At 55.1% G+C, this 12939-nt stretch carries 13 protein-coding genes; 6 read left to right on the top strand and 7 right to left on the bottom strand.

What is annotated here, in order from left to right; translation table 11 throughout:
• Positions 1–291: 291 nt before the first annotated feature.
• Positions 292–1806 carry a threonine ammonia-lyase, biosynthetic gene (ilvA, locus tag ACGHAD_RS16445; protein WP_382414682.1) on the bottom strand — a complete coding sequence of 505 codons (1515 nt, stop codon included), beginning with the start codon at positions 1804–1806 and terminating at the stop codon, positions 292–294.
• Positions 1807–1947: 141 nt separating this feature from the next.
• On the opposite strand from ilvA, the gene rpiA reads away from it, so the two are divergent.
• Complete coding sequence (rpiA, locus tag ACGHAD_RS16440) at positions 1948–2622, top strand: ribose-5-phosphate isomerase RpiA (RefSeq protein WP_382414684.1); 675 nt, start codon at positions 1948–1950, stop codon at positions 2620–2622.
• Positions 2623–2709: 87 nt separating this feature from the next.
• On the opposite strand, the gene rpmG is transcribed toward rpiA, so the two are convergent.
• The 3 genes from rpmG to radC form a co-directional block, all read right to left on the bottom strand.
• Complete coding sequence (rpmG, locus tag ACGHAD_RS16435) at positions 2710–2865, bottom strand: 50S ribosomal protein L33 (protein ID WP_012489089.1); 156 nt, start codon at positions 2863–2865, stop codon at positions 2710–2712.
• Positions 2866–2880: 15 nt separating this feature from the next.
• Entirely contained in the window at positions 2881–3117 is a 237-nt protein-coding gene (gene rpmB / locus ACGHAD_RS16430; RefSeq protein ID WP_339616709.1) for a 50S ribosomal protein L28, read from the bottom strand.
• A 319-nt stretch (positions 3118–3436) separates the two neighbouring features.
• Complete coding sequence (gene radC / locus ACGHAD_RS16425) at positions 3437–4111, bottom strand: DNA repair protein RadC (protein WP_382414686.1); 675 nt, start codon at positions 4109–4111, stop codon at positions 3437–3439.
• A gap of 169 nt (positions 4112–4280) precedes the next feature.
• Here radC and coaBC point away from each other — a divergent pair, with 169 nt between their 5' ends.
• The 4 genes from coaBC (at position 4281) to slmA (ending at position 9778) form a co-directional block, all read left to right on the top strand.
• On the top strand, positions 4281–5474 hold the full coding sequence (coaBC, locus tag ACGHAD_RS16420; RefSeq protein ID WP_382414688.1) for a bifunctional phosphopantothenoylcysteine decarboxylase/phosphopantothenate--cysteine ligase CoaBC: 1194 nt from the start codon (positions 4281–4283) through the stop codon (positions 5472–5474).
• A 47-nt stretch (positions 5475–5521) separates the two neighbouring features.
• Positions 5522–8053, top strand: a complete 2532-nt coding sequence (locus ACGHAD_RS16415; RefSeq protein ID WP_382414690.1) for a phosphomannomutase/phosphoglucomutase — start codon at positions 5522–5524, stop codon at positions 8051–8053.
• Positions 8054–8055: 2 nt separating this feature from the next.
• On the top strand, positions 8056–8964 hold the full coding sequence (gene argB / locus ACGHAD_RS16410) for an acetylglutamate kinase (protein WP_339616713.1): 909 nt from the start codon (positions 8056–8058) through the stop codon (positions 8962–8964).
• A gap of 199 nt (positions 8965–9163) precedes the next feature.
• On the top strand, positions 9164–9778 hold the full coding sequence (slmA, locus tag ACGHAD_RS16405; protein ID WP_382414692.1) for a nucleoid occlusion factor SlmA: 615 nt from the start codon (positions 9164–9166) through the stop codon (positions 9776–9778).
• 26 nt (positions 9779–9804) lie between these two features.
• On the opposite strand, the gene ACGHAD_RS16400 is transcribed toward slmA, so the two are convergent.
• Positions 9805–10431 carry a hypothetical protein gene (locus ACGHAD_RS16400; protein ID WP_339616715.1) on the bottom strand — a complete coding sequence of 209 codons (627 nt, stop codon included), beginning with the start codon at positions 10429–10431 and terminating at the stop codon, positions 9805–9807.
• 27 nt (positions 10432–10458) lie between these two features.
• Positions 10459–11100: an orotate phosphoribosyltransferase gene (gene pyrE / locus ACGHAD_RS16395; protein WP_382414695.1), complete on the bottom strand. Its 642-nt coding sequence runs from the start codon at positions 11098–11100 to the stop codon at positions 10459–10461.
• A gap of 208 nt (positions 11101–11308) precedes the next feature.
• Here pyrE and ACGHAD_RS16390 point away from each other — a divergent pair, with 208 nt between their 5' ends.
• The gene (locus ACGHAD_RS16390; RefSeq protein WP_339616717.1) at positions 11309–12079 is read left to right on the top strand and encodes an exodeoxyribonuclease III; all 771 of its coding nucleotides are present in this window, start codon (positions 11309–11311) and stop codon (positions 12077–12079) included.
• A 72-nt stretch (positions 12080–12151) separates the two neighbouring features.
• On the opposite strand, the gene rph is transcribed toward ACGHAD_RS16390, so the two are convergent.
• Positions 12152–12871, bottom strand: coding sequence for a ribonuclease PH (rph, locus tag ACGHAD_RS16385; RefSeq protein ID WP_382414697.1), 720 nt, complete (start codon positions 12869–12871; stop codon positions 12152–12154).
• Between the last annotated feature and the right edge of the window lie 68 nt (positions 12872–12939).

The raw sequence follows: 12939 nt of genomic DNA, 5'->3' as shown, positions 1-12939 counted from the left end.
GCGGTGCCATACGACGTACTAATGGAGAAATCTTCGGTTTGTTTGCCCTCAATCGCCGGGCGAGTCCCTTTTTGTAATGCGACGAAAAAGGGACGAATGCTGCTACTGCGCGTCCTTGCGTTCGGCTGGCTGCAGGGGGCTCGGCGCTTCGTAGAGAGGTGGATGTGTGATTACAATTATTGCGTAACCCGTAACCCGTAACCCGTAACCCGTAACCCGTAACCCGTAACCCGTAACCCGTAACCCGTAACCCGTAACCCGTAACCCGTAACCCGTAACCCGTAACCCGTCCTAAGCCAAAAAGTACTGATACGCTTCGTTGTCCGTCTCATCCCAAAACGGATAATTGATCTCGGCCAAAAACTTTTTCACTTGGGCGCGCTCGGCCTCGGGCACTTGCATGCCGACTAAGACCCGGCCGTAGGCAGAGCCGTGGTTGCGGTAGTGAAACAGCGAGATATTCCAGCGTCCGGCGACTTCGGTTAAAAATGCCAACAGGGCGCCGGGGCGCTCGGGGAATTCAAACCGAAACACCATTTCCTCGGAGACTTGTACCGCGTGGCCGCCAACCATGTAGCGAATGTGCAGCTTGGCCATTTCGTTGTCGGTCATGTCGACCAAGTCGTAACCCTTTGCGCGCAAGTCGCTTACCAGCTCTTCGCGGTCGCTGGGGTCGGTGCCTACTTGTATACCGACAAAAATACGCGCTTGGTCGGAGTCGGCAAAGCGGTAGTTAAACTCGGTGATGTTGCGTTTGCCCAGCGCGCGGCAAAATTCTTTGTAGGCGCCGGGGCGCTCGGGGATGGTCACTGCCAAAATGGCTTCGCGTTTTTCGCCAATTTCGGTGCGCTCGGAGATATAGCGCAGGCGATCAAAGTTGATGTTGGCACCGCTGTCGATGGCCACTAAGGTCTGTCCCTCAATGTTGTTTTCGGCCACGTATTTTTTAAGGCCGGCAACGCTTACGCCGCCGGCGGGCTCGGCAATCGAGCGGGTGTCTTCAAAAATATCTTTAATGCCCGCGCAGATCTCATCGGTATTAACGGTAATCACGCCATCGATGGTCTGCTTGAGTACCCGAAAGGTCTCTTTGCCGATTTGTGCCACAGCGACGCCATCGGCAAAAATGCCCACTTGCGGCAGCTTTACCCGACGGCCGCTTTCGAGCGCGGCGGCAAGGCAGGCCGATTCGGCCGACTCGACGGCAAAGACTTTAACGTCCGGGCGCACGTATTTTACGTAAGCGGCGACCCCGGCACCCAGGCCGCCACCACCAACCGGAACAAAAATCGCATCGATGTGTTTGGGGTACTGGCGCAAAATCTCCATCGCCACGGTGCCTTGTCCGGCAATCACATCGGCGTCGTCAAACGGGTGGATGTAGGTGAGGTTTTTTTCTTCAACCAATTTTTGCGAGTGCTTTGAGGCCTCGTCAAAATTATCGCCGTGCAGTACCACTTTGGCGCCACGGGCGCGCACTGCGTCCACTTTAATGGCTGGGGTGGTGCGCGGCATCACAATGGTTGCTTTAACGCCCAAATGCTGCGCCCCCAGCGCTAGGCCTTGGGCGTGGTTGCCGGCCGAGGCGGCAATAACACCGCGTTTGCGTTCTTCATCGGTTAGCTGCAATAACTTGTTATAGGCGCCGCGAATCTTAAACGAGAAGACTGGCTGCAGGTCTTCGCGCTTTAATAGGACATTGTTGCCAGTGCGCTGCGACAGGAGTCGTGCTCGCTCCAGTGGCGTCTCGACCGCGAGGTCATAAATGCGAGCATTAAGAATACGTTTTATGTAGGAGTCCGGCATGGCTAAGTCTATAGTTGAGTACAGCGATTGGATGGAAAGCTGCCCATCATAAACAATTTATACACGCCTTACATCCGCCGTCACATAATCGGCTGCCGAGCGAGTATAATAAGTGTCCCGATGACTCTCTGCGAGGTTGCCATGAACCAAGACCAGCTTAAGCAATCGGTGGCCCGTGCGGCTATCGAATACATTACGCCAAAACTGCAAGCCGATAGCATTTTAGGTGTGGGCACTGGCTCGACGGCAAATTTCTTTATCGACATGCTGGGCGAGCTAAAAGACCAATTTGCCGGTGCTGTGGCCAGCTCCGATGCCTCGGCCACGCGACTTAAAGCGCTGGGCATTGAGGTGCTGGATTTAAACAGTGTGGGCGAGTTAGTGGCCTATGTGGATGGCGCCGACGAGTCAAACGCGCAACTGGCGCTGATTAAAGGCGGCGGTGCGGCACTGACGCGCGAGAAAATTGTCGCCGCCGTGGCCCGCGAGTTTGTGTGCATCGCCGACGAGAGTAAGTGGGTCGATGTGCTGGGTAGCTTCCCGTTGCCGGTTGAGGTGATTCCTATGGCGCGCTCGTATGTGGCGCGCGAGCTGGTTAAGTTGGGCGGCAGTCCGGTGTATCGCGAGGGGGTGGTGACTGACAACGGCAATGTCATTCTCGATGTGCATCAGCTCGCGATTGTTGACCCCAAGCAGCTGGAGGCAGATATTAATCAGTTGACCGGTGTGGTCGCGAGCGGTTTATTTGCCCGCCGCGGCGCCGATGTGTTGCTGCTGGGGCGTGCGGAAGGGGTCGAGACGATATATCCGAAATAAACGTCGGACGTCCGAGCTCAGGCTTTAAGCACAAAAAAGCCCGACCATCGCTGGCCGGGCTTTTTTGTGCAAAGGTAAAATCAGTATTTACTTGATTTTGCCTTCTTTGTAGACAACGTGCTTACGAACAACGGGATCGTATTTTTTGATCTCCATTTTTTCGGGCATGGTGCGCTTGTTTTTGTCGGTCGTGTAAAAGTGACCAGTACCTGCAGACGAATTCAGACGAATCTTCTCGCGCATGATATATCTCCTAAATTAGACTTTTTCACCACGAGCACGCAGGTCGGTCAATACTGACTCGATGCCGCGTTTGTCGATCACTCGCATACCTTTTGCAGACACACGCAGTTTCACAAAGCGTTTCTCTGCTTCGATCCAAAAACGGTGAGTGTGCAAGTTTGGCAAAAAACGACGCTTGGTGTGGTTCTTTGCGTGAGAAACATTGTTTCCGGTCACGGGACGCTTGCCGGTAACCTGACATACCTTAGACATTGTTTTGCCTCTTAACCTGATTAATCGCGCTCGGCTGCTTGCCTTCATAAGGCCGACAGCAGCCCAGAGCAGAATTCATTGAGCAGCCTGTTTATCCAATCGCGGCTAGCCTGTGCGGGTTGTTTGATGTGCCATTTACCGGTGTCGGCACCGGCACAATCCCGATCTTCAGGGTCAGCCGAACAACCCGGCCGCAAAGAGCCGCGTTTTATACCAAAAGCGCCCCCCAATATCAACGTCTAGTTGCTTTTTTGACCAGAAAAGTGCGAAATTTTGCTCAATTGGAGGGTTTGCCGGGTTTATGACCGGGTGGAGGCCGTTACAGCAGCCCAAGCTCGGCGAATGAGCTGACCTCGCCATCGCCGACAATCATATGGTCTAGCACCCGCACGCCGACCAGCTCCAACGCCTTAATTAAGCGCTCGGTGATGTGCCGGTCGGCCTGGCTTGGCTCGGCGACGCCCGAGGGGTGGTTATGGGCTAAAATCACCGCGGCACAATTGTTGGCCAAAGCCAGTTTGACCACTTCGCGAGGGTAGACGCTCGCGGCGTCTAACGTGCCAAAAAACAATGGCTCGTAGCGGATAAGCCGATGCTGGTTGTCGAGCATTAATAGAGCAAATATCTCCCGTGGGCTGTGGCGCAGCTGAGCGACTAAATAACGACGCACCAGATCGGGGCTGGTGAGGGCGTCACCGGTGGTAAGTGTTTCGCTTAAGTGGCGGCGGGCCATCTCTAATACGGCTTGCAGCTGGGCGTACTTGGCGGAGCCCAGCCCCAAGCCGCGGCAAAAATCCGGTTGCGAAGCCTCCAGTAACGGCCGCAGGCCGCCAAACTCGTGTAATAGCTCTCGGGCTAGGTCTACCGCCGATTTGCCAGCACAGCCAGTGCGCAAGAAAATCGCTAACAGCTCGGCGTCGGAGAGACTGGCGGGGCCGCGCTGCAGCAGTTTTTCTCGGGGGCGTTCTTGCTCGGGCCACTGGTGTATCGCCATCGGAGGACTCCTTGTCGTCGGTTGCGGTCGGTGCCGCCGGGCGCTTTCCTGGCGCGTCGATATACGAAATTACCTTCAAGAATGGTATCTTTGTCGTTTGCGGTCAAGTTTACCGGCGCAAGCTGAGAAAACTGAGACAAATCCAGCCCTATGGCCAACGGAGTTTGGGATGTCCACTCTACAAAACAAGCACATACTGCTGGGCGTGACGGGCGGTATTGCCGCCTATAAAACCGCCGAGTTGGTGCGCGAGCTGCGCCGCCGCGGCGCGAGCGTTCGGGTGGTGATGACCATGGCCGCTTGTGAATTTATTACGCCGCTTACGCTACAGGCGCTGTCGGGCAATCCGGTACACACGTCACTGCTCGATCCCGAGGCCGAAGCGGCTATGGGACATATAGAGTTGGCACGTTGGGCGGACTTAACATTAATAGCGCCGGCCAGCGCCGATTTTTTAGCTCGCTTAAGTGGCGGTATGGGGGACGATTTACTGTCGGCCGTGTGTTTGGCGACACGCTCGCCTATCGCCATTGCCCCGGCGATGAATCAGGCCATGTGGGATGCGCCCAGTACGCAGGCTAATATTACCCGCCTGCGCCAGCGCGATTTCATCGTGCTGGGCCCGGGCAGCGGCGAACAAGCCTGTGGCGAGTTTGGCCCCGGTCGTATGCTGGAGCCAGTCGAGCTGGCGGCGCTGCTAGAGCAGATGTTCAACGTGGATACCCTAACCGGTAAGACCGTTGTGATTACCGCCGGCCCAACCCGCGAGGCGATTGATCCGGTGCGCTATTTGAGCAACCACAGTTCCGGCAAAATGGGTTACGCCCTCGCTGAGGCCGCGGCCGAAGCGGGGGCGCGTACAATATTGATCAGTGGTCCGTGTCAGTTGGCCCCGCCCGAGCGAGTTGAGCACATAAAAGTCATCTCAGCCGATGATATGTTGGCGGCCTGTTTAGGTTACGCTGCTGGCAGCGATTTATTTATCGGCGCGGCAGCCGTGGCGGATTTTCGCCCGGCCAACATCGCCGAGCAAAAGCTGAAAAAGTCTGACGCTGACACTATGACGCTTACGCTTGTGAAGAATCCAGATATTATTGCCAGCGTCGCCGCGCTGGACGCGGCGCCCTTTACCGTGGCGTTTGCGGCAGAATCTGAGCGGGTCTTAGAGTACGCTCGCGATAAACTGGTGCGTAAAAAAGTCGACTGCGTGATTGCCAACGACATCAGTGCGGCGGGTATTGGTTTTAATAGCGACGACAATGCTGTGACCTTGATTGATCGCCGGGGCGAAACCCGTTTTGATCAGCGCAGCAAACCCCAGTTAGCGCGCGAGTTAATAGCTCTGTTGGCTGAGCGGTTGTAATCTACTGAGTCAAAAACAGGTTTCATAAAAAGTTAAAAGGACGCCTCATGAGCAAAAAGCCGGTTTCAGATCCTGCGGACAGTGCACCAGAATCCAGTACCGATGGTGCCACACCACGCATGACCCGCGCCGAGCGTCGAGCTATGGAGGCGCAACAACAGCTTTATAAAAAGCGTCATCAGCTACTGTTTATTTTGGTGGGCGTGACCATTGCCGTTAATGCCTTACTCGGGTTTTGGTTGTACGAGTCTATGGTGGTGCAAACCGAGCGACAGCGAGTGCAAGATGCTGCCACCGCGCGTGCCGGAAAAGCGGCAAGCGCCATTGAGAGTTATCTTGCCGAGCGCCGTGTCGAGCTAACGCGCTGGGCGCAAAATCCGGCGCTGCTGAGCGCTCTGCAAAGCGACGAGGCGGGTGCGCTTCATAACGTTGCCACCTTATTGGGTGTCGGCAGTGAGAACTTGTTGGCGCTGCGCGCTTTTACGTCGGGGCAGGCGCGTATCCAGCCTAACCATCAAGCGCCGCTGCGTTATGCCGAGTTGGATCTTTTGCGCCGCGCTTATCGCCGCCAGGACACCCTGCCTGAAGCCGCCCCTATCGATGGCGTGTGGCAGTTGCAGCTTGCCAGCGCCGTTCCTCCTCAGGGGGATAGCGTCACCGGGGCGCTGCTTGCGACTTATTCTGCGGATGCTATTAACCAGATTATTACGACTAATCAAGATACATTGGGCAGACTTTCGCTGCGCCAAGAGTTCTCCAGCGCCCGGCCATTTGAGCTACTCAATGATGGCGCCGGGCAAGCGGCACCGGCGGTAACGCGCAAAGTGGCGGGTAGTTATTTAAGTGTCGAGTACACGCCGTCGGCGGCTCTGGTCGCTCAGTCGAAAGAGCTGCCGGGCATGTGGCTTTTAGTGTTGAGCCTAACTGTGGTGGTGGGGCTGGTGTTGTCACTGCTGTTAAGTCGTGTGTTGGTCCGGCCGAAAAAAGCGCCGGCGGGCGAAGGGCTGGTGCTGCCCAAGCAGTATGTCGACGCCCAGGCAGAGGCAAAGCCAGAGCAAGATGGCGAGCGAGCCGGCGCGAGTGGCAATGCGTTGAGCCAGGATATTCTTGATATTGAAGTCATTGAAGAGGATGAAGATATTCTCGGGCTCGACCATAGCGCGCCGCGTCGGCCGGCCCCCGCACCGGCTCCACAAGCGCGCGAGGTACCGGATGATGTTTTCCGCTCATATGACATTCGCGGCGAGGTTGGCCCTGGCGGTATTACGGCCGAGCTGGCGCACCAGATTGGCTTAGCGCTAGGCAGCGAGGTACAAGAGCAGGGCGAACACAGTATTATCGTCGCGCGCGATGCTCGTACCCATAGCCCCGAGCTGTGTGAGCAGCTGATTGCGGGATTACTGGCCAGCGGTTGTGACGTTATTAATATTGGCGTGGTGCCCACACCGCTGATGCACTTTGCCACGTTTGAGCTGGATCAAACCAGCAGTGGGGTGATGGTTACGGCAAGCCACAATGCGGCGCCCTACAATGGTTTTAAAATGGTTATTAACGGTGAAACGCTCGCCGATGGCGCCATAAAAGATATCCGCTCGCGCATCGTTGCCGGTAAATACCTTGAGGGCGACGGCCAAGAGCAGCACATAGAGGTAGTGGCCGATTATATCGATCGTATCTTCTCGGATGTGGCGCTCGCCGGTGATATCCGCGTTGTCGTCGATGCCGGCAATGCGGTGGCCGGTAGCGTCGCGCCGGCGCTGTTTGAAGAGCTCGGCTGCGACGTTATTGCGCTGCACTGCGAGCTCGATGGTAGCTTTCCTAACCACAACCCCGACCCGAGCCTTGAGGAAAACCTGCAAGATCTGTTGGCCAAAGTACGTGAAACCGATGCCGACTTGGGGGTGGCGTTTGACGGTGATGGCGATCGTTTGGTGGTAGTCACACCCGCCGGACACATTATTTGGCCCGATCATTTATTAATGCTATTTGCCAAAGATATTCTCTCGCGCAACCCAGGCGCCGATGTTCTGTTTGATGTGAAGTGCTCGAAGCAGCTCAACCAGATTATCTCCGGCTACGGGGGCCGCCCCATTATGTGGAAGACCGGTCACTCGCATATGAAGCACAAAATGATTGAGACCGGTGCGCTGCTGGGTGGCGAATACTCGGGCCATATTTTTATTAAAGAGCGCTGGTACGGGTTTGACGATGGTCTGTATACTGCCGCACGCCTGCTCGAGATCATCACTTTGCGCGATCAATCGATCGACGATGTGTTTGCGGCGTTCCCAATGCTGCCCTCTACCCCAGAGATTCGCGTTGCCGTTGCCGAATCAGAAAAATTCGCTTTGGTTGAAAAGCTAATTGCTCAGGGCGAGTTCCAAAACGGCAAGGCCACCACCATCGATGGTTTACGCGTGGACTTTTCTAAAGGCTGGGGTTTGGTGCGCGCCTCTAACACTGGGGCAGAGATTACCCTGCGCTTTGAGGCCGAGTCCGAGGCGGTGCTGGAAAAGCTTAAGCTGCTGTTTAAACGCGAGCTTAAAAAGATTGATAACACTTTGAATTTGGACTTTTAATTATGTCACTGAACCGCGACGCGGCGATGAATATTGCCCAAGTGCTGACCGAGGCACTGCCTTATATTCAACGCTTTACCGGCAAAACCATTGTGGTTAAATTCGGCGGTAACGCCATGGTCGATGAAGAACTGCAAAATAGCTTTGCCCGCGATATCGTGATGATGAAGCTGGTGGGGATGAACCCGATTGTGGTGCATGGCGGCGGTCCGCAAATTGGCGATTTGCTAAAAAAGCTTAATATCGATTCCGAGTTTGTAAATGGTATGCGGGTGACCGACAGCAAAACCATGGACGTGGTCGAGATGGTTTTGGGCGGCACAGTTAATAAACAAATTGTGAGCCTCATTAACCGCAACGGTGGCGAGGCGATTGGCGTTACCGGTAAAGACGGCCAGCTGATTCGTGCCAAGAAACTTGAGGTTAAAGCCACGAGCCCCGAGGTGTCCGCCTCTGAGATTATCGACATCGGGCATGTGGGTGAAGTCGCCTCGATCAATAAAGCGGTCATCGATATGCTGCTAAACAGCGATTTTATTCCGGTGATTGCGCCCATTGGCGTGGGCAAAGACGGCGCCTCTTACAATATTAATGCCGACTTAGTCGCCGGTAAAATTGCCGAAGTTTTGCAGGCCGAAAAGCTGATGCTACTGACCAACGTCGCGGGTCTGCTGGACAAAGAGGGCAAAATTCTCACCGGGCTTTCCACCGCCCAGGTCGACGAGCTTATCGCCGACGGCACGATATACGGCGGTATGCTGCCGAAAATCGCCTGCGCCCTAGATGCGGTTAAGTGTGGTGTTACCAGCGCTCATATTGTCGACGGCCGTGTGTCGCACGCTGTGCTGCTAGAGATATTTACCGACGTTGGGGTGGGCACATTGATCACCAACAAGGCTATGCCGGCTTAAGTGAGTCTTTAACGCTGGCAACCGGCACGGGGCTGCCGCTAGAATAGTAACAGGGATAATAGAACACGCAATCGATAGAGTTTGGGGGCTTCGGGCGCACTCTATCGAGCTTTGCCAAATTGCGGCAAAGTCAGCACGACCAACGACAAACCGACCTGTCGCGATGAGAGCAGGCGTAAACGACAAGAGCAGTCGCGCTATGAGCACTAAAAACAGTCAAAAAGTATCTCGCCGTCAACAGATCCTCGAGTCGCTGGCAACCATGCTAGAGGCCAGCCCTGGCGCACGTATTACCACCGCCGCGCTGGCGCGCGAAGTGGGCGTGTCCGAGGCGGCCCTGTACCGCCACTTTCCCAGCAAGTCGAAGATGTTTGAAGGCTTGATTGAGTTTATTGAAGAGACCATCTTCAGTCGTATTAAATTAATTTTAAGTGAAGAGCCCCAAGCGCTGCACCGGCTAGAAAAGATTTTGTATTTATTGCTAACCTTTACCGAGCGCAACCCCGGCATTACCCGCCTACTCACAGGCGATGCGCTTACCGGCGAGACAGAGCGGTTGCGCAACCGTATTGCGCAACTGTTTGAGCGGGTAGAGACCCAGTTAAAACAAATTATTCGCGAGGCCGAGTTGCGTGAGGGGCTGCGCCCTAATTTGCCGTTATCGGCAGCGGCCAATATGCTTATGAGCTTGGCCGATGGGCGCATTACGCAGTTTGTGCGCAGTGAGTTTCGCCGTTTACCCACGCAGTACTGGGAAGATCAGTGGCCCATTATTGCGCAGGGTCTGATGCGTGAAAGCGCACCCGTCGCTTAGTCTTGGTTTACCTGGGGCGGGCAACGCTAAGGGTTAATTTCTTTAAACCGTTCAATATCTTTATCAAATTTAGCGGCGGCGCCCTCTAGCGTTTGCCCGCGCTGCTCTATTTGCTTGTGGATCTCTACCAGCTCGGCCTCTAAGGCGGCAATATTGGTTTTTAAGGTGTCCGATACCGGCCGGCCGTTGCGCTCCATAATCCCCGCGCGGCGTTGTTGCTCCTCTAATTGTGAGGTAACACCCGAAAGGTTAGCGCGCAAAATACTCAGGTTGCCGCGCAGCTCTGTTAGGCTGCGTTGCTTGGCCGACTCAATATCTTTTACCGTACTAAAGCGCCGCTTTAATCTGGCATCCCATTCGGCCAACTCAGCCTCGCGGCGCATTCGTTCGGCGGCTCTCACAGCATCCGCCCCCTTGGGCGAGGCTTTTACTGTTTTGAGTATGCGCCCGGTGCTGGTAATAATGTCGTAGCCGCGCGCAGCGGCATCCGGTGGGATGCTTTGTTGTACCACCAAGTTGCCGTCTGCGTTTTTATACCTAAAGAGCACGCTATCGGGGCCAGTGTCTGGCTCCTCGGCCAACAGCGGTGCGCTTAGCAGTGCTAACGTTAACAGTAGTGCGCTGCAAAAATGTCCGCCGAGTGTGCTCTTCATCCTGTGCTCCTTGATATCGCTACGCGGTTAAACGCCGTACTGGTCGCGGTACGTTTTAATGGCTTCAAGTTTATTGTTGCCACCCTCTGCCTCAAGATAACGGATTATATCGTCAAGGTTAACAATACTGATCACTGGAATGCGATAGCTTTGCTCGACCTCTTGAATGGCCGATAGCTCCGCGCGGCCTTTTTCTTGCCGATCCACACCGATCAGCACCGCCGCTGGGGTGGCCTCAGACTGAGCGATAATAGCCATCACCTCGCGAATCGCGGTGCCGGCGGTAATCACATCATCCACAATAATCGTGCGACCGGTAAGTGGCGCGCCCACCAGCGAGCCGCCTTCGCCGTGGTCTTTGGCCTCTTTGCGGTTAAAGCAGTAGGGTACGTCTTGGCCGTGTTGCTCGGCTAGTGCTACCGCGGTAGCGCTGGCCAATGGGATGCCTTTGTAAGCCGGGCCAAAAACCAAATCGTACTCAACGCCGCTGTCGATTAACGCCTGCGCGTAAAACCGGCCCATTTTTGCCAGGCCGCCGCCGCTTTGAAAAAACCGCCCGGCGTTAAAAAAATAGGGGCTAACCCGCCCGGACTTGAGCGTAAACTCACCAAACTGCAACGCTTGGTTGTCGATGGCCAGCTGGATAAATTCGCGCTGATAATCGTGCATATTTGTACGTTCCTTAGATGTAACCGGCAAAACACGCTATTATAAACAAGCGGACGAGCTGTGTAGAATCATTCTGCATTGGTGAAAATTTAGCCAATAACAATAAGTTTTGCTAAAAAACACCGGCAAATGACTGTTGCCACGACGGCAGCTAACACAATCGATCCAAGCTCGGGTATCATACACAGTCCGCAATAAAGGGGCTAACATGAGAGTTATCAGTCTGAGCGTCGACGGTATTTTTCAAGCGGCGCAGCGCGGCCTATACGATTGGCTGGACAGTCAGGATGCGGACGTCATCTGCCTGCAAGATTTGCGGGCGCTCGAGTACGAGCTGGACGATGATGTTTTTCATCCCGAGGGCTATTTTGCCTACTTTTTCGATTCCGGTACGCCGCATTATAACGGCGTGGCGATCTACACCCGTAAGCAACCCAAAGCACTGATTTTTGGGTTGGGCTTTTCATCGGGTGTCGATATGGAGGGGCGCTATCTGCAGGTTGATTACGAGCATATGAGTATCGGCTCACTGCTCGCGCCCAGCGCCAGCTCAGAGGTTGAGTCACAAGAGGTTAAAATTAACTTTTTTGACGACCTGCAAGCGCACATGGAAAAAATCACCCGCAAGCGCCGCGAATACATCTTTTGTGGCAATTGGCAGATGGCGCATACGCCGCGCGATGTCACCGACTCAGATGCGCTGCAAAGCGAGTCTGGCTTTTTGCCCCACGAGCGTCAGTGGTTGAGCCAGCTGTTTAACCAGATTGGCTATGTCGATGCCTTTCGCCGTGCGATTCGCGATCCGGATGAATATAGTTGGTGGCCCAGTAACAAAATTGGCACCGGCCCTGGCTGGCGTACCGATTTGCAGGTGGCCTCTAACAACCTTGGCCAGCGGGTCGAGTATGGCGCTATCTACAAAAACGGCCAGTTCTCTAGCCACTTACCGGTGATTGTCGATTACGACATCGAGCTGTAATACCGCTGCGCGACAACCGCACAAAAAAGGGGAGGCATAAAATGCCTCCCCTTTTTTGTGGCTCGTTAATGTTTAGCGCTCTAGCGCCGCTTTTTGCAGGCGGTTGAGCTCGGCAATGCCGTCTTTGGCCAGTTTTAACATGGCCGAGAACTGCTCCTCGGTAAAAGGCTCGGCTTCGGCGGTGCCCTGCACCTCGATCATGCCGCCATCGTCGGCAATCACCACGTTCATATCGGTATCGGCGTTGGAGTCTTCCGGGTAATCCAAATCCAACACCGGCTCGCCCTGATAAATCCCCACAGACACTGACGCAATCGCTCGCAGCATCGGTTTGCCGTTAACCAGCTGGTTGGCCTCTAGGTGCGCGATAGCATCTGCCAGCGCCACCCAGGCGCCGGTAATAGAGGCGGTGCGGGTGCCGCCGTCGGCCTGAATCACATCGCAATCGATATGAATCGTGTTTTCACCCAGCTGCTTTAAGTCGACAGCAGCGCGCAGCGAGCGGCCAATCAAGCGCTGAATCTCGACTGTGCGGCCGCCCTGCTTACCGCGGGCTGCTTCGCGCCCCATACGGCTGCCGGTAGAGCGGGGTAGCATGCCGTATTCGGCGGTCAGCCAGCCTTGCCCTTGGCCGCGCAAAAATGGGGGTACGCCGGGCACAACGCTGGCATTACACAACACTTTGGTGTCGCCAAACTCTACCAGCACCGAGCCTTCGGCGTGCTTGGTGTAGTGGCGGGTAATAGTGATAGGGCGTAATTCGTTGGGAAGTCGTCCACTAGGGCGTTGCATATAAAGATCCTGTCGGTTTGCAAACTCAGGCGGTTGCCTGATGGCATGTGTTAACATCAAGGTTCATG

Source organism: Gilvimarinus japonicus, from assembly GCF_042847215.1.
Lineage (GTDB): Bacteria > Pseudomonadota > Gammaproteobacteria > Pseudomonadales > Cellvibrionaceae > Gilvimarinus > Gilvimarinus japonicus.
This window is presented reverse-complemented; position numbering and strand designations above follow the sequence as displayed.